Source organism: Streptomyces sp. NPDC003248 (genome assembly GCF_055563235.1).
Window position 1 is genome coordinate 313349 of sequence record NZ_JBVHDT010000003.1, and the last position, 16843, is coordinate 330191.

The window sequence follows — 16843 nt, forward strand, 5'->3', positions numbered from 1 at the left end:
GCGTTGTTCGGTGACATCCGGCGGTGCCGCGTGGTGTACGACGTTCCGGCCGGCAGACGGTCGCGCGCCGGCTCGGCGACTCGGTCGGGGGTGGGGCGGGGGCTCGATCAGGGCCGGGGGGCGTGATCCGTTTCCTCCGTCGGCCCGTCCGCCGCCGTGGGCGGGTGGGGCGGCCGGCCCTCCGTCACCGCCTCCAGCGCCTCGGCGACCTCCGCCGCGCCCGGGCGCCGGTCGGGGTCCCTGAGCAGGAGCCGGGAGAGGAGCGGGCCCAGGGGACCGGCGCGGTCGGGTCCGGGCAGGTCCGCGCCGAGGATCGCGCCGAGCGTCGCCTCCGGGGTCGTACGGCGGAACGGGGACCGGCCCTCGACGGCGGCGTACAGCAGGACGCCGAGGGACCACAGGTCGGAGGCGGGGCCGGCGCCGCGTCCGGACGTGCGTTCGGGGGCGAGGAACTCCAGGGAGTCGGCCGGCGCCCCGGCGCCGGTGAGGGACTCCTCGTCCGGGGCGGGCGCGATGCCGAAGTCGGTGAGGACGACGCGGCCGTTCGGGCCGAGCAGCACGTTGGCGGGTCTGACGTTCCGGTGGACGATGCCGACCGCGTGCGCTGCGCGCAGAGCACCGAGGACGCCAAGGCCGATGCGGGCCGCCTCGGCGGGTGCCAGGGGCCCGCGCCGCAGCACCTCGTGCAGGGACTCGCCGCGGACCAGTTCCATGACGATCCAGGGGACGCCGTCCGGACCGGTCCCCTCCTCCTGCTCCACGACCACGTCGTGGATGCGGACCGCGCAGGGGTGGTCGACGCGGGCGGCGGCCCGGGCCTCGTGCTGGAGGCGGTGGGCGGCCCGGCGGCGGGACTCGTCCTCGGCGCCACCGGAGACGCCGGAGACACCGGAGACACCGGAGACACCGGACGCATCAGAGACCTCAGAGACGTCAGAGACGTTGGAGACACTTGAGACGCCAGAAACACTGGAGACGCCAGGGACAGCGGGGACAGCGGGGTCGCCGGGCAACCGGGGGCGTCTGACGGCGACTTCGCGCTCCGCGACCTCGTCGCGGGCCCGCCAGACGGTGCCCGTGCCGCCCGACCCGATGCGTTCGAGCAACCGGTAACGGCCGCCGACCGTACGGTCGTTGTCGCCCCAGGGGTCCCCGGCATCCCTCATGCCCCATGCCTACCACGAGCGGACCGCGCCGCCACCGAACGGCACGGCCGTCGGTCCGTCCCTGCGTCCTGGGGCGAACCGTTTCCTCACCCTCCCGTCCCGGGACGGCGCACCTAGAGCTTGTCCAGGGCGAGGTTCGCGATCGCCGTACGGGCGACCTCGCGGCCGCGCTCGGTGAAGTCGCCCTTGCCCGGGTAGCCGATCATGAGCTTGTACATGTCGCCGGCGGAGGACCTGTAGTACAGGATCCGCAGCTCGCGCGGGCTGGGGTCCTGGCTGTCGTCGGTGGTGTAGACGACCGTGTTCTCCGCGGCGTCCCTGCCCTGGTACTTCGCGTCGTTGTCCGGTCTGGTCCGCGGCCCCTTCGGCATGTCGAGCTCGTAGCTGCCGGACTCCCTGAAGTCCCCGTCGTCGGCGTACATCTCGGCGTTCGCGGAGGCCTTGATCTCGCCGCCGGTGTCCTCCGCCTTGCGGATCACCAGCAGGACCACCGAGATCGCGCCACTCGGATCGGTGTAGCTGACCCAGTGGTCCTCCTCCCTGTCGTCCTCCTCGGGCACGCTGCGCACATAGCCGGCGGGCACCGCGAGCGTCGCGGTGACGTCCTTCTCGTGGCGCTTCTTCCAGCCGTCCGGCAGCGGTCCCGCGAACGGGTCGGCGAGCACCAGATACGCCGCCACCGCCGCCGCGACGACCGCGGCGCCGAGCCCGGTCCACGCCGCGCGCCCGAACCGGAACCGTCGGCGCGGCTCCTCGGCCGGCCGCACGACATGGGTGGGCGCCGGAGCGGGCGGGTGCGCGGCGTGCTCCAGCAGGGCCCGGACCTGTGCGGCCCGCGGGCGGCGCGCCGGGTCCTTCTCCAGCAGGCCGTTGATGGCCTCGGCGAGCGGGCCCCGCGCGGCGGCGGGCGGCGCGGGCACGGCGTTGAGCACGGACTGGAGGGTGGCCGGGGTGTTGCTGCGGCGGAACGGCGAGACGCCCTCCGTCGCCGCGTACAGCACGACGCCGAGGGACCACAGGTCGGACGCCGGTCCGGGGCGCTGGCCGAGCACCCGCTCGGGGGCGATGTACTCGGGGGAGCCGACGAAACCACCGGTGTCGGTCAGGTTCGTCTCGCCCTCGATCTGGGCGATGCCGAAGTCGGTGAGGACGACCCGGTCGTGCCGGCCGAGCAGCACGTTGTCGGGCTTCACGTCCCGGTGCAGGATGCCGGCCGCGTGCGTGGCCTCCAGCGCGCCGAGGACCTCCAGACCGATCCGGGCCGCCTCGCGCACGCTGAGCGTGCCCTCGCCGAGGGCGCTGCCGAGGGAGCGCCCGTGGACCAGTTCCATGACGATCCACGGCTTGCCGTCGACGACGGCGACGTCGTGGACGTTCACCACCGCCGGGTGGTCCAGCCGGGCCGCGGCCCGCGCCTCGCGCCGCATCCGCTCGAAGGCGTTGGCGCGTTCGCGCTCGGGAAGGTGGTCCGGCACCCGGGGTTCCTTGACGGCGACCTCGCGGTCCACCGTCTCGTCCTTCGCCCGCCACACCGTGCCCATGCCGCCGTGCCCGAGCTTGGCGACGAGCCGGTAGCGACCCGCTATGAGCCGCCCGGCGCCCGACTCCGACGGCCCGGGCGCCGCCTGCGCGGAAACGGGCGGCGACGACAGCGGCTGGTGCTGCGGCTGGGGTGCGGACGGCTGCGGTGCGGACGGCTGGGGTGCGGACGGCTGCGACTGCGGCGCTTGCGGCGGTCGCGGCGGTTGCAGAACAAAGCTCGTCGTGTCCTCGGCCCCGTGGCCGGTTCCCCCGTCGTGACTCATGCGTCCATCCATACCGCGCCGGCCGGACCGGATTCCACCGGCGGCCGCCACCGGTCACAGACCCGTGACCCGGGCCACGCCTTATCTCCTCTTCATCCCGTTACAAGGCTTGTCGAGGGGCTTGTTGAGGGCTCGTCACGAGGTCCGTCACAAGACTTGTCACGAGACTTGTCACGAGACTTGTCACGAGCGTGTCGGCTTCATCCCGGTACGAACGTGTCGACGGCCACGTCGAAGTACTCACGGGCCTCCCGCGCCTTCCCGAGCGGCGCCGACACCCACACGTCGTACAGCCACGCGCCGTCCTCCCAGCACAGGTCGTAGGTGTGCCGGGGACCCTCCGCCGCGGTGAAGCCGTTCCAGGTGAACTCCCAGAGGGCGGCGGGTCCTCCCCCGCGGGTGGTCTCGGTGACCCTGCCGTCGCGGTAGCCGGGGTAGGTCTCCGGCCCTTGCGCGGCCGCCCGCCGCAGCACGCCCAGGGGACCGCCCGGCGCGGCGGTGCTGATCTTGACACCGAGGCGGAAGGTCCGGCCGGGCGACATGTAGAAGATCCGCTCGTCCTCCAGGACACGGGTGAACCCCTCCGGCACGGCGAGCGCGAACCCGGCCGGGTCGTCGACGACGCGGTACCCCGAGGGCGCGCTGGGACGTTCGGGGGCGGTGCCGGACGCCGTGCCGGAGATCCCGCCGGAGGCCGAGCCGGACGCGGTGCCGGTCGCCGTGGGTCCGGGCCGCGTCAGCGGACCTCCCCCGTCACCGCCGCGGTCCACCAGCAGCGCCGCCGCGGACACGCCCGCGCCCGCCATGGCGGCGACCAGCAGCGCCGCCACCAGCACACCCCGCGTGGGCCGCTCCCGCCCGGCCTGTCCCGGCGCGTCCGCCGGCGGGGCGGGCCGGATCCGGAACCGTCCGGTGCGGGGCGCCGGGCCGGCCGTCGCCGGATCGGTACGGCCGGTCGTGGAGCCCTCCGGCGCCACCGCCGGCGTGTGCCCGGTCTCCAGGAAGGCGCGCAGCATCCGCTCCGCCTCCGCCGCGTCCAGCCGCCGTCGCGGATCCCGCTCCAGCAGTCCCTGGACGACGGGCAGCAGCGGCACGGCCTGCGGGGGCGTACGGATCTCCGCGGAGACGACGGCGTGCAGGATGCCGCCCAGCGAGTCGCGGCGGAAGGGGGACGCGCCGCTCAGCGCGGTGCACAGCAGCGCACCCAGCGACCACAGGTCGGAGGCGGGGCCGGTCCGCTCCCCGGACATGCGCTCCGGCGCGGTGTACTCGGGCGAGCCGACGAACGCGCCGGTCTCGGTGAGCGTGGTCGCGCCCGCGACCTGGGCGATGCCGAAGTCGGTGAGGACGGCGCGCCCGGTGGCGGAGTCGACGAGGACGTTCGCGGGCTTGATGTCCCGGTGCAGGACGCCGGCCGCGTGCGCGGCCCGCAGGGCGCCCAGCAGGTCGGCGCCGATCCGGGCCGCCTCACGGGCCTCGACGGGACCGTGCTCGGCGATCCGGTCGGCCAGCGAGCCCCCCTCGATCAGCTCCATCACGATGTAGGGACGTTCGTCCTCCTCCACGACGTCGTGCACGACGACGATGTGCGGGTGGCTCAACTGGGCGACCGCACGGGCCTCCCGCAGCGTCCGGTCGCGGCGGCCGCGCGCCTCCTCGGCGGTGAGGGTGTCGTCGGGAACCAGTTCCTTGACGGCCACCTGCCGCCCCAGCAGCAGGTCGGTGGCCCGCCACACGACGCCCATGCCACCGCGTCCGAGCCGCGCCTCGAGCCGGTAGCGGTCCGCGACGACCCGGCCGCCACCCTCCCCCTCGGTCCCCATGCGCCCCATCATGCCGCACCGGACCGCCCGCTTCCGGGGCGCCGACCGGCCAAGTCGGCCAGGCCGAACGGGTGTCCGGCGGCCGGGCGTCACGAGGTGCTCTGCGGCTCCCGCCAGCTTTTCAGCACGGCCCGGAACTGCTCGACCGTCGTCGCCCAGTCCTCGGCGGGCGACGACATGTAGATCACGTACTCGGTGCCGTCGCGGGCGATGTACGCCTCCTCGATGGCGCGCCGCGGGCCGGGGAAGTCGGTGTCCTTGGCCAGCGCGGTCCAGGTGTACTCCCACTCGGCGCCCTCGCGGTCGCGGTAGACGTTCCGCTCCAGGGTGACCCGCTCGTAGTCGACGAGCCGCTGGAGCTGCTGTTCGAGGTCCGTCTGGTGGGCGTAGGGGTCGTCGAAGTCCGGGGAGGTGTCGATGGCGATGCGGACGAAGTGCTCGCCGGCGTCGGGCGTGTAGTCGACCTGCCTCAGGTCGCCGTCGTCCTGGTAGACCTGCCGTTCCCAGCCCTCGGGCAGGGAGAGACCGAAGCCGAACGGGTCGGTGACCTGTTGCCAGGTGCCGGGGACGGTGCTCTGCTCCGCCGCCCGGCCGGTGCCGGACGCGGTCGGGGAGGTGGACGTCGTGGCGTCCGTGGGCGTCTCGGGCGCCGTGGCGCTCGGCGAGGAGGCCGGTCCGGCGCTCGGCCGCCGGCCCGTGTCCCACTTCAGCAACGCCACCGCCGTACCGCCCCCGACCAGCGCGGCGACGACGACCACCAGCGCCAGCAGGCGCAGCCGACGGTGCCGGGACGGCGGCCGGGGCGGGGCCGGGGGGCGCACCGGTGCAGGGGCGGGGGCGGGAGGGCCGAAGGTGGTGGGCGTGACGGCGGTGGGGGCCGTGGGGGTGGTGGGGTCGAGGGTGGTGGGACCGACGGTCGTGGGCCCGGTCATGGAGTACGGGGGCGGGGACGCGCCCTCCCCCGCCCGGCCCGGCCCGGCGTACTGCGTCGGCACGTACGCCTGTGCGGCGGCCGGACGTCGGCCCTCCGCCGCCTCCGCGAGCAGGTGCTCGGCGTCGGCCGTGGTGGGGCGGGTCGCCGGGTCCTTGCGGAGCAGGGCGGTGATCACCGGTTCGAGCGGGCCGGCGTACCGCGGTTCGGGGGCCTCCTCCTCGACGACCGCCTGCATGGTGCTCAGCGGCGAGGTGCGGCGGAACGCCGAACGGCCCTCCACCGCGGTGTACAGCGTCGCGCCGAGCGCCCACAGGTCGCAGAACGGGCCGGGATCCTGGCCGCGGACGCGCTCGGGGGCGAGGTAGTCGACGGAGCCGACGACCTCGCCGGTGCGGGTGATGGTGGTGTCGCCCTCGATCTGGGCGATGCCGAAGTCGGTGAGCAGGACGCGGCCGTCGTGGGCCAGGAGGACGTTGCCGGGCTTGACGTCGCGGTGCAGGACGCCGGCCGCGTGCGCGGCGCGCAGGGCGCGCAGCACCCACAGGCCGATCCGGGCGGCCTCGGCCGGCTCGACGCGCCCGTTCTCCTTGATCGCGTCGGCGAGGGAACGGCCCTCGACGAGCTCCATCACGATCCAGGGACGGCCGTCGTGTTCGAGCACGTCGTGCACGGTGACCACGGCGGAGTGGTTGATCCGCGCGGCCGCGCGGGCCTCCGCCCGGGTGCGGGCGAGGAGGCGTTCCCGGTCGCTCTCGGAGACGTAGTGGGCGGCGGTCAGTTCCTTGACGGCGACGGCCCGGTGCAGCAGTTCGTCGTGCGCGCGCCACACGCGCCCCATGCCGCCGCTGCCGATCGTGTCGGCGAGCCGGTAGCGGCCCGCGACGAGCAGGCCCTGCATCTGATTCACGTTGCCCCGCAATGGTCTTGACAGATCAACCCTAGGGATCGGCCACCGTCCGGGGAACCGGCACGCGCCCACGGAGACCGCACTGTGACGGTTGTCGCTTCCGGGCCGGACCGGGAACCGGACGTGCCCCCCGCGGCGTCGGCCGGGCGCCCCGAGCCGCCTGCCGGAGGCCCGGTGCATCCGGCCGGAGGCACCGTGCGACGGACGGAAGTCCCGTCCGACTGGCCGGAGGTACCGTCCGAGCGGCCGGAGGTACCGTCCGAGCGGCCGAAGGTACCGTCCGAGCGGCCGGAGATCCCGCGCAACCGGCCGGAGTCACCGGCGAGCAGCTCAGCCCGTGTACGTGTACGTGGCCGACGCCTGCTCGAACAGCCTTGTCACCTCGTCCCGTTCGGCCTCCGGGCCACGCAACTGGACGACGTGGTAGCGGCCGTCGAGGAGGACGGCGAGGTTGCGCACGAACAGCTCCCGGCCGTCGGCGGCCGTCCAGGTGAACTGGCCCTCGGCCATGGTCCGTCCGCCCACCTGGATGGTCCGCAGCCCGGAGGCCGTGGCCCAGGTGGAGTCGCGGTAGGGCTGTAGCTCGCTCTCCTTCTCCCGCTGGTAGGCCATGGGGTCGCTGCCGTACGTGGCCGCGGAGTCCCGTCCGGGTACGACGATCAGCTCGAAGTCGCCGTGCGAGTAGACCACTTGCCCGCTGCCGTTCTTCGGGGTGCGGTCCCAGCCGTTGGCGACGGCGACGCTGAAGCCCTCGGCGTCCTTGCGCACGGTGAAGCCGTCGGGGACGTCGGCCCCGGACTGCGTCTCGGTGGAGCCGGACGATCCGGAGGGGGCCGAGGACGCGGAGGCGCTGCCGTCGGGTGCCGTCGAGCCCTGGTCGTCGGGCCGGGGCTCGCTGCTGGCCGTGGGCGCCTGCCCGGTCTGACCGGCGGCCCCGGTCCGCTCGGCGCCCGGGGTGTCGCCCGTGCCTTCCTCGCCGGCCTTGGGCATGAACAGCACGGCGTAGGCGACCGCCGCGGCCAGCGCGAGCAGGACCAGCACGAGCAGGGTGCGGCCCAGGCTGCGCGGGGAACGCCTCGTCTCCTGCCGGGCCCGCTTGTGCCGTCCGCTGGTCGCGGGCAGCCCGGCGCGCCGTCTGCGCACCAGCTCGCCCTTGCGGCGGACGATCGGCAGCCGGCGCGGATCGGTCGGCGGCGCGGCGACGACGTGCGTGCCCGCCTCCGGCTCCGGTGCCGACCGCACCAGGGAGCGCAGCCAGCCGCGCAGTTCCTCGAAGTCGAGGCGGTCGGTGGGGTCCTGACGCAGCAGCGACTCCACGACCGGCCGCAGCGGCCCGCACTCCTCGGCGAAGGCCGGCGGCTCGGCGCAGACCATCTGCACGAGCTCCGCGGTCGACTCCTCCGGATACGGCGCGTGGCCCTGGACGGCCCGGAAGAGCAGCGCGCCGAGCGCCCACAGGTCGGTGGCGGGCCCGATGGGCGCGGCCAGCTGCCAGTTCTCGTGCACGGGTCCGGCCTGCTCCGGCGCCCACCGTTCGGTGACGGGCCCGACGACGGCCATACGGGCCTGCCGCGCCCGCTCGGCGGCCAGCGCGGTGGCGGGTCCGCGCCGCGCCCCGGCCCCGGCCGCCGCCTCGTCCCATCGGGCACCCGCCCGTGCGTCACCCGCGGCCCCGGCACCCTGTCCGGGCACGGGAGCGCCGGCCGGCGTGCTCTGCGCGGGCAGGAAGTCGCCCGCCGTGCCCTGGGCGGGCGGCGCCACGCCCGGTTGCAGGCCCTGCGGCGGCACGGAGACATGCCCCGCCGGGCCGGCCGGCCCGCTCCTCGGCCCCGGTGTCCCCCGCACGCCGTAGGGGTCGGCGATCTGCCCGGGGGGCGTGCTCCGCGTGTCCCCCGGCCCGTGCTCCCGTCCGGTGCCCAGGGCGTACGGCGGTGTCGCCGCGCCCCCGACACCGGGCGTGCCGCCGGCGGCGGTGTCACCACCGGCCGGGGTGCGGGCGCCCGGCAGTGCCGCACGGCCGTTCTGGGCCTCCTGCACGCGGGCCGCCGCCCGTGCTCCCGCCCGGTACGCGGCGATCGCCCCGGCGCGCGCGGCGCGGATGTCCCCGCCGGTCTCCACGGTTCTGCGGGCCACGGCGCCGGAGGCCCCGGTCGCCGGCTCGGCGGCCGCCGTGGGCAGCCCTCCGGCCGCCCGCGCCTCGATCGCCGCCCGTCGCGCCGCCTCCGGATCCGCCTCGGCGCCGCCTGCGGCCCCGATCCCTCCGGGCTCCGGCCGTCCGGCCGGACCACCGCCCCCGGGACCGGGGACACCGCCGAACGTGCCCCCGCCGAACGTACCGCCGCCGAGCCCGAGGGCGGCCTGGCCCGCCGCCGGTCCGCCCGGTCCCGCGCTCCGCTGGGCAGGCGGGCCCTGCGGACCGTGCGGTTCCTCGTCCTCCTCGGCCGGTACCGGGTCGTACCCGCACAACGCCTCTTCCGCCGCCCCGACGGCCAGCCCGGTCAGCATGACCCGGCCGTCGTCGCAGACGAGGACCGTGCGCGCGGTGATGTTCCGGTGCACCCAGCCGTGCGCGTGCAGCACGCGCAGCGCCGTGAGCACGTCGGAGGCGACCTCCGCCGCCCGGTACGGGGTGAGCGGCTGCTCGGCGAGCAGCGCCGCCAGCGGCCGGGCGGGTACCAGCTCGCTGACGACCCAGAGCGAACCGCCCTCGGCGAACACGTCGAAGACCTGGTCCAGCCGGGGGTGGTCGGGAATGCTCGCCGCGGCCTGCGCCGCCTCCACCGCCCTCCGTACGACCGGATCGGCAGGCCGCCGGGTGCCGGCGCCCATGCGGCCCGTGGGATGCCGGGGGCCGCGCTCACGTGCCGTGAAGCCCTCGGGCAGCCCCTCCGCGTCGAGCACCTCCGCCTCGACGACCTCCGGCAACGGCACCTGCCGGACCAGGACTTCCTGCCCGCTGTAGCTGTCGAAGGCCCGGGTCTCGGTGAGTTCGTACTCGTCGGAGGGGGGCAGCGGCAGGCGGTAGCGGTCGGCGAGCACTCGCCCCGCATAGTCGTCCACGTTGCCTCCCCCGGCCACCCGGTCGGTCGATTCCCTACGCCCAGCGGTCCGTTACGCGCAGTGCCGGTCATTTCCGGCCGGACAGCTGGATGCGTACGGTTCGCAAGCATTCACGATACGTGCCGGAGACGACCGGCAGAGAGAGGATGCGAGATCTCACGGCCCGAACACGCGGGTCCGGGGCCCCCGCCCGTACGGCCCGCCCGGACCGCCGTACCTACTTCTTCGGCTCGAACGTCTCCGTCAGCGTCTTCCAGGTGCTCTCCCGCAGGTCGCCGTCCCACACGGCGGCCTTCGCCGTGTACATCAGGGCATACCCCTGGCTGTCGTTCACGACGAATCCGCGGTCGATGGTGCGGTAGGTGGTCCCGCTGTCCACGGAGGTGAACTCCCAGTCGGCCGTGTTCCAGCCGCGGTAGCTCACTTTCTCTATGCGGATCTTCTTGTACTGGGAGCGCGTCATGGACTTCTCCTGGTTCTCCCAGTCCGCGACGGGGTCGTCCTTGGGCGTCGTCGTCCAGGCGACGAGGAGCTTCTGGCCGTCGGGCCCGTTGAACCGGTCCCCGGCGGAGTCCGAGGTCCGGTACTTCCATCCGGTGGGCAGCCCGATGGAGTACCCCTGCTTGCCCGAGTACGTCGTCGTCGCCGTGCTGCTCTCGGTGGCCGAGACGTCGGACCCGGAGCCGCCGGCGGTGGAGGCGGCGGTACCCGGCGTGGTGCCGCTGCCGGACGCGGTGCCGCTGCCGGACGGCGCGGCCTGCGACGCGTCCCCGTCCGTACGGGTTCCGCCCGACTCGTCGTCCTTGGTGTCCGCGCTCGCGCTCTCACTGGCGACGGTCGCCGTACCGCCGCCCTGCGCGCCGTCGGCCTTGTCGTCGTCCCCGCCGAGCGTGAGCGCCAGCACCGTGCCGAGCACCGCGAGCACCACCACGACGGCGATGATCACCAGCGTCCGCTTCGGCACCACGTCGGTGAGCGGCGCCCTGGGCACCGGCCGCGGCGGCAGATCCGGCGGGGTCATCACCGGCCATCCCGAACTCCGGCCGCCCGGTCCGGCGTCCGCGCCGCGAGTGCCCTGAGCGCTCGCCGCCCGGCTGCCGTTCATCCCGGCCGTGGCGCCGGACACCGGGACGGACGCGGACGCCGCCGTGGTGCTCCTCGCCGTCGCCGGGGCCGCGGACGAGGCGGCCGCGGGGGCGCCCCCACCGCCCTTCACCGCCTCCCCCGTACCCACGGATGGCGAAGCGGCCGTGCCGTTCGCCGACTTGGTGCGGGCGGCGGCCGAGGTGGCGGCGCCCGCCGCGACGGCGGCCCTGCGCACGGACCGCAGGGCCCCGCGCAGCTTGTCGGCCGCTTCCCCGGCCCCGGCACCGTCCGGCTGCACCGGCAGCGGGACGAGCTTCGTCGCGTCCGCCGGCTCGGCCTCCCCGGGCTCGGACGCGCGGATCACCGCGTTGAGCATCCGGCGCGCGCCGGCGTCGTCGAGCCGCCGCTCGGGATCCTTGGTGAGCAGGCCGTAGATGACGTCCTTCAGCGGACCCGCGTTCTTCGGCTCCTCCAGCGACTCGGTCATCACCGCGGTGAGCGTCGCGATCGCGGAACCCTTGTCGTACGGGGGCGTTCCCTCGACGGCCGCGTACAGCAGACCGCCGAGCGACCACAGGTCGGCCGCCGGGCCCGGCTTGTGGCCGCGGGCCCGCTCCGGGGAGATGTAGGAGGGCGCGCCGACGAGCATGCCGGTGGAGGTGATGGACGGGTCGCCCTCGACCTGGGCGATGCCGAAGTCCGTGAGCACGACCCGGCCGTCCTCGGCGATCAGCACGTTCGACGGCTTCACGTCGCGGTGCAGGATCCCCTCGCGGTGGGCCGACCGCAGCACGTCGAGGATCGCGAGCCCGACCTCCGCCGCCCGCTTCGGTTCGAGCACGCCGTCCTCGCGGATGACCTCGGCGAGCGACTTGCCCTCGACGAGCTCCATCACGATCCACGGCCGGTCGTCCTCGTCGACCACGTCGAAGACCGTCACCGCGCTGTTGTTGCGGATCCGCGCGATGGCCTTGGCCTCGCGCAGCGTCCGCGTGATCAGCCGGCGCTTCTCCTCCTCGTCGATGTTCGACGGGAACCGCAGCTCCTTGACGGCGACCGTGCGTCCGAGGGTCTCGTCCTCTGCGCGCCACACCGTACCCATGCCGCCGCGGCCGAGTACGTCTCCCAGCCGGTACCGCCCGGCGAGGAGACGTGCGCTCTTGTCCTGACGGGATGTCCCCGCCCGCTCCGCCTCCGACATGCGTCCCCTCATGCAACCCGCCCTGACAGAGCCTCCATTGTCCCTCACCCGACAAGTGCCCGACGCCCAGGGGGCCCCTCACCGCGCCGAGAGACCGGCGCATTCCGGCCAGAAGGTACGACACACTCCGGCCAGGCCCCCGCACACGCCTGCCGACGGTCCGCCCCGAACACCGGCCGGGGCGGGCCCGGCCCGGCCGGACCGGAGACCGGACGCGCCCGCTCCGGATGCCGGGGACCCGGTGAGACGTCCGCCCGGGAGCCCTGGATGATGGGCGCGAGCAAGGGCTGTGAAGCGCGCCGAAGGAGGGCGAGGCACCCGTGACACCTCCGCTGCGGCGCCTGCCGGCGCTGCCCCTGGCCCTGGTGCTCTTCGCCCTGACCACGGCCGGCTCCCTCGCCTCCGCCCCTCCGCCCACCGATCCCCTCCTCCCTCAGCTGCTGGCCCGGGGCAAGGCCCCGGCCGCGGCCCTGCTGGCCCTGGAGGGCACCGGCACCCGCTACGCCGAGGCCGGCCCCGGCATCGCCCGCTCCGACCACTTCCGGGCCGGCAGCGTCACCAAGACGTTCATCGCCACCGTCGTCCTCCAACTGGCGTCCGAGGACCGGCTGTCGCTGTCCGACCCGGTGGAGCGGTACCTGCCCGGCCTGGTGCGGGGAGCCGGCAACGACGGGCGCGCGCTGACCCTGCGTTCCCTGCTCACCCACACCAGCGGCCTGTACGACTACGTCCGGGACACCGAGGCCGCCGTCCCCGTCACCGCTGTCCAAGCCGTCCGTATCGCCCTCACCCACCCTCCGGCCGACCGCGGCCGCTTCGCCTACTCCAACACCAACTACGTCCTGCTCGGCCTGGTCGTCGAGCAGGTCACCGGCCGTTCGTACGCCGCGGAGGCCGAGCGGCGCATCATCGGCCCGCTGGATCTCGACGGCACCTCCTTCCCCGGTTCCCGCACCTCACTGCCCTCCCCGCACGGCCGCGCCTACGACACGGACGGGACCGACGTCACCGAACTCGACCCGCGGACGGCCGGAGCCGCGGGCGAGCTGGTGACGACCCTCACCGACCTGGACCGCTTCTACGCGGCCCTGCTGGGCGGCGACCTGCTCACCCCGCGCTGGCTGCGCGAGATGCTCGACACCCGCACCGCACACGGCTCGTACGGCATGGGCCTGTTCCCCGCGACGCTTCCGTGCGGCGTGACCGTGTGGGGGCACAACGGCCGTATATCCGGCAGCTACGTGCGCACCGCGGCCACCGTCGACGGCCGGCATGTCCTCACCTTCCGCGTGAACACGACGGCGCTGGCGGACCCCGACCTCGAACCGGCCCTGCTCGCCGCCGAGTTCTGCCCTCGCACTCCATAGAACGAGCCGGTTCCGAACAAGGATCCCGACCCACGACACCCGTTCGAGTGAAACGGCCGGACGGGTCCGCACCGGGCCCGGCCAGGTCCGCACCGGGCCCGGCCAGGGGGATCCGGCCGGGGAGGCCTGTTCAGACGTGATCAGGCCTGACCAGACCCGGCCTGACCGGACCCGGCCTGACGAGGCGCCCCCTGACCGGGCCGAGGCCTACAGCGGCACGATGTCCGGCGCCCCCAGCCGCGCCGCGTCCGCCGTCAGGTCGTCGGGCTGCCGCTGCGACTCGCGTTCGGCTTCCACCCGCTTCTCGTAGTGCTGGACCTCGCGCTCGATCTGGTCCTTGTCCCAGCCGAGGACCGGCGCCATCAGTTCGGCCGCCTCACGGGCGCTGAGCGTGCCCCGGTCGAAGGTCTCGATGGAGATCCGGGTGCGCCGGGTCAGCACGTCGTCCAGGTGCCGCGCCCCTTCGTGCGAGGCCGCGTAGACGATCTCGGCACGCAGGTAGTCGTCGGCGGCCTGGAGCGGATCGCCCAGGGAGGGGTCCCCGGCGATGAGGTCGAGGAGTTCCTCCGCCAGCGTGCCGTACCGGTTCAGCAGGTGCTCGACCCGCACCACGTGCAGGCCGGTCCGCTCGGCGATGCGCGCCCGCGCGTTCCACAGCGCCCGGTAGCCCTCCGCGCCCAGCAGCGGCACGTCCTCGGTGACGCATTCGGCGACCCGCAGGTCGAGCCCGTGCACGGCCTCGTCGACGGCGTCCTTGGCCATCACCCGGTACGTCGTGTACTTGCCGCCGGCCACGACGACGAGCCCCGGCACCGGGTGGGCGACGGTGTGCTCGCGGGACAGCTTGCTGGTGGCGTCCGACTCGCCCGCGAGCAGCGGCCGCAGACCGGCGTAGACGCCCTCGACGTCGTCACGGGTGAGCGGCACCGCGAGGACGGAGTTCACGTGCTCCAGGAGGTAGTCGATGTCCGCGCTGGAGGCGGCCGGATGGGCCTTGTCGAGGTCCCAGTCGGTGTCGGTGGTGCCGACGATCCAGTGCCGTCCCCAGGGGATGACGAACAGCACGGACTTCTCGGTGCGCAGGATCAGCCCGGTCGAGGAGTGGATGCGGTCCTTGGGCACGACGAGGTGGATGCCCTTGGAGGCGCGGACGTGGAACTGCCCCCGCTCCCCGACCATCGCCTGGGTGTCGTCGGTCCACACGCCCGTGGCGTTGACGACCTGCCGGGCGCGGATCTCGTACTCCCCGCCGCCTTCGACGTCCCGCACCCGGGCGCCCACGACCCGTTCGCCCTCGCGCAGGAATCCCGTCACGCGCGCGCGGTTGGCCGCCTTCGCGCCGTACGCCGCCGCCGTGCGCACCAGCACGGCGACGAAGCGGGCGTCGTCCATCTGGGCGTCGTAGTACTGCAACGCGCCCACCAGCGCGTCCCTCTTCAGGGCCGGGGCGACGCGCAGGGCGTGACGTCGAGTCAGGTGACGGTGCGCGGGCAGGCCCCGGCCGTGCCCCCGGGCCAGGGACATCGCGTCGTAGAGCGCGACGCCCGACCCGGCGTACAGCCGCTCCCAGCCCTTGTGCCGGAGCGGGTACAGGAAGGGAACCGGCTTGACCAGGTGCGGGGCCAGCCGCTCCAGCAGCAGGCCGCGCTCCTTCAGCGCCTCGCGGACGAGGGCGAAATCGAGCATCTCCAGGTAGCGCAGGCCGCCGTGTATGAGTTTGCTGGACCGGCTCGACGTGCCCGACGCCCAGTCGCGGGCTTCGACGAGGCCCGTGGACAGGCCGCGCGTGACGGCGTCCAGCGCGGTGCCCGCACCGACCACGCCGCCTCCGACGACCAGGACGTCCAGTTCCCGCTCGGCCATGGCCGCCAGTGACTCGGCCCGCTGTACCGGCCCCAGTGCCGCTGTCCTCACCGCTGCCTCCCACTGTCGGTCACGTCGGCCGCACCGCTCAGGGCAGGGCCCGTTCCGTACCCCCCTGCCCAAATTCTGACCGTGTTGCGCCACTCCAGCCACCACTCGCCCCCAGCCTGTGGACAACTCTCGGGGAACCCGTGCGGACGCGCGGGACAACTTGATGGATCAACACAGCCGATCAATCCCGCATAACGGTCATATTTACTCCTAGTGTGACATTGAGCTCGCCTGTCCTGTCCACAGGGCTTGCGCGCCTGTCCCGCTTCGGTTATTGGGAAGGACGCCCACGCCATGCCCGCAGATCTCGCCGTCATCGGACTCGGACCGCTCGGCCTGCCCCTGGCCCAGGCCGCCGTGGCCGCCGGCATTCCCACGCTCGGCTACCGCACCGGCCCCGAGGCGGGCTCGCTCAGCCCCGCCGAGCTGCGCCGGATGCTCTCGGGGGGGTTCCGGCCCGCCACCGACCCCGCCGAGCTGGGCCGGGTGCGCACCGCCGTCATCTGCGCGCCCACCCCCCGCGACGCGGACGGCGGACTCGACCTGAGCCAGGTGGAGGCGGCCGCCCGCACCCTCGCCGGGCACCTGCGTCCGCACACCACCGTGATCCTGGAGTCGGCCGTGTACCCCGGGACCACCGAGGAATTCCTGCGCCCGCTCCTGGAGGAGACGTCCGGTCTGCGCGCCGGACGTGACTTCCACCTGGCGTACTCCCCCAGCCGGGTCGACCCCGGCAGCCGCGACTTCACCCCCGCCACCACACCGAAGGTCATCGGCGGCCTCACCCCCGCCTGCACCGAGTCGGCCGCCGCCTTCTACGGCCGTCTCACGGACAAGGTGGTCCGCGCGCGCGGCCTGCGGGAGGCCGAGACCGTGCACCTGCTGGAGACCAACTTCCGCCACGTCAACATGGCCCTCGTCAACGAGATGGCCGTGCTCTGTCACGACCTGGGCGTCGACCTGTGGGACGTCATCCGCTGCGCCGAGACCAAGCCCTTCGGCTTCCAGGCCTTCCGCCCCGGACCGGGCGTCGGCGGCCACTCCGTCCCCCTCGACCGCACCGGCCACCCCGACGGTGGCACCCTGCGCATGGTCGAACTCGCCCAGCAGGTCAACAACCGCATGCCCCGCTACGTCGTCCAGCGCGCCGCCGCCCTCCTCAACGAGCACGGCAAGTCCGCCCGCGGCGCCCGGATCCTCCTCCTCGGCGTCACCTACAAGCCCGACCTCGCCGACCTCCAGGGCACCCCCGCGCGCGAGATCGCGCTCCGCCTCACGAAGCTCGGAGCCGCGGTCAGCTACCACGACCCCCACGTACCGTCCTGGAGCGTCCTGGACCGCCCGGTCCCCCGCGCCGAATCCCTCTACGAGGCCGCCGCCGACGCCGACCTGACGATCCTGCTCCAGCAGCACCGCACCTACGACCTCCAGGGCCTGTCGGTGAAGGCCCAGCTGCTCCTGGACACGCGGGGGGCGACGCCCACGGGGGCGGCGCACCGGTTGTGAAGCGGGGCGCACGGGACGTCGGCTGACTCCGGGGTTGGTGGCGTGGGCCGGGGCACGCCGGTACCGTACGAAGC

The 16843-nt window shown here is 74.4% G+C and carries 9 protein-coding genes and 1 pseudogene; 2 read left to right on the forward strand and 8 right to left on the reverse strand.

Features of this window, described 5'->3' with window-relative positions:
* Nucleotides 1-107 precede the first annotated feature (107 nt).
* The 7 genes and pseudogenes from ACZ3KJ_RS10190 to ACZ3KJ_RS10220 all read right to left on the reverse strand — a co-directional run bounded on the left by ACZ3KJ_RS10190 (nt 108) and on the right by ACZ3KJ_RS10220 (nt 11982).
* Nucleotides 108-1013 carry a serine/threonine-protein kinase gene (locus tag ACZ3KJ_RS10190; RefSeq protein WP_467526360.1) on the reverse strand — a complete coding sequence of 302 codons (906 nt, stop codon included), beginning with the start codon at nt 1011-1013 and terminating at the stop codon, nt 108-110.
* Nucleotides 999-1166 (reverse strand): annotated as a pseudogene (locus ACZ3KJ_RS10195) (serine/threonine protein kinase); the annotation flags it as partial. The pseudogene ACZ3KJ_RS10195 and the gene ACZ3KJ_RS10190, both read right to left, overlap by 15 nt.
* A gap of 113 nt (nt 1167-1279) precedes the next feature.
* Nucleotides 1280-2971, reverse strand: a complete 1692-nt coding sequence (locus ACZ3KJ_RS10200) for a serine/threonine-protein kinase (protein ID WP_467526105.1) — start codon at nt 2969-2971, stop codon at nt 1280-1282.
* A gap of 200 nt (nt 2972-3171) precedes the next feature.
* A complete protein-coding gene (locus ACZ3KJ_RS10205) occupies nt 3172-4794 on the reverse strand; it encodes a serine/threonine-protein kinase (protein ID WP_467526106.1) in 1623 nt (540 codons plus the stop codon).
* 89 nt (nt 4795-4883) lie between these two features.
* Nucleotides 4884-6626, reverse strand: coding sequence for a serine/threonine-protein kinase (locus ACZ3KJ_RS10210; RefSeq protein WP_467526361.1), 1743 nt, complete (start codon nt 6624-6626; stop codon nt 4884-4886).
* Between the two features lie 339 nt (nt 6627-6965).
* Nucleotides 6966-9695 (reverse strand): protein kinase, encoded by a 2730-nt coding sequence (locus ACZ3KJ_RS10215; protein ID WP_467526107.1) that lies wholly within the window; start codon nt 9693-9695, stop codon nt 6966-6968.
* A 217-nt stretch (nt 9696-9912) separates the two neighbouring features.
* Nucleotides 9913-11982: a serine/threonine-protein kinase gene (locus tag ACZ3KJ_RS10220; RefSeq protein ID WP_467526108.1), complete on the reverse strand. Its 2070-nt coding sequence runs from the start codon at nt 11980-11982 to the stop codon at nt 9913-9915.
* 320 nt (nt 11983-12302) lie between these two features.
* On the opposite strand from ACZ3KJ_RS10220, the gene ACZ3KJ_RS10225 reads away from it, so the two are divergent.
* A complete protein-coding gene (locus ACZ3KJ_RS10225; RefSeq protein WP_467526109.1) occupies nt 12303-13349 on the forward strand; it encodes a serine hydrolase domain-containing protein in 1047 nt (348 codons plus the stop codon).
* Between the two features lie 207 nt (nt 13350-13556).
* Here the strand turns inward: ACZ3KJ_RS10225 and ACZ3KJ_RS10230 are convergent, their stop codons facing one another.
* Entirely contained in the window at nt 13557-15263 is a 1707-nt protein-coding gene (locus ACZ3KJ_RS10230; protein WP_467526110.1) for a glycerol-3-phosphate dehydrogenase/oxidase, read from the reverse strand.
* A gap of 294 nt (nt 15264-15557) precedes the next feature.
* Between ACZ3KJ_RS10230 and ACZ3KJ_RS10235 the strand changes: the two genes are divergently transcribed.
* Nucleotides 15558-16769, forward strand: coding sequence for a nucleotide sugar dehydrogenase (locus ACZ3KJ_RS10235; protein WP_467526111.1), 1212 nt, complete (start codon nt 15558-15560; stop codon nt 16767-16769).
* Nucleotides 16770-16843 lie beyond the last annotated feature (74 nt).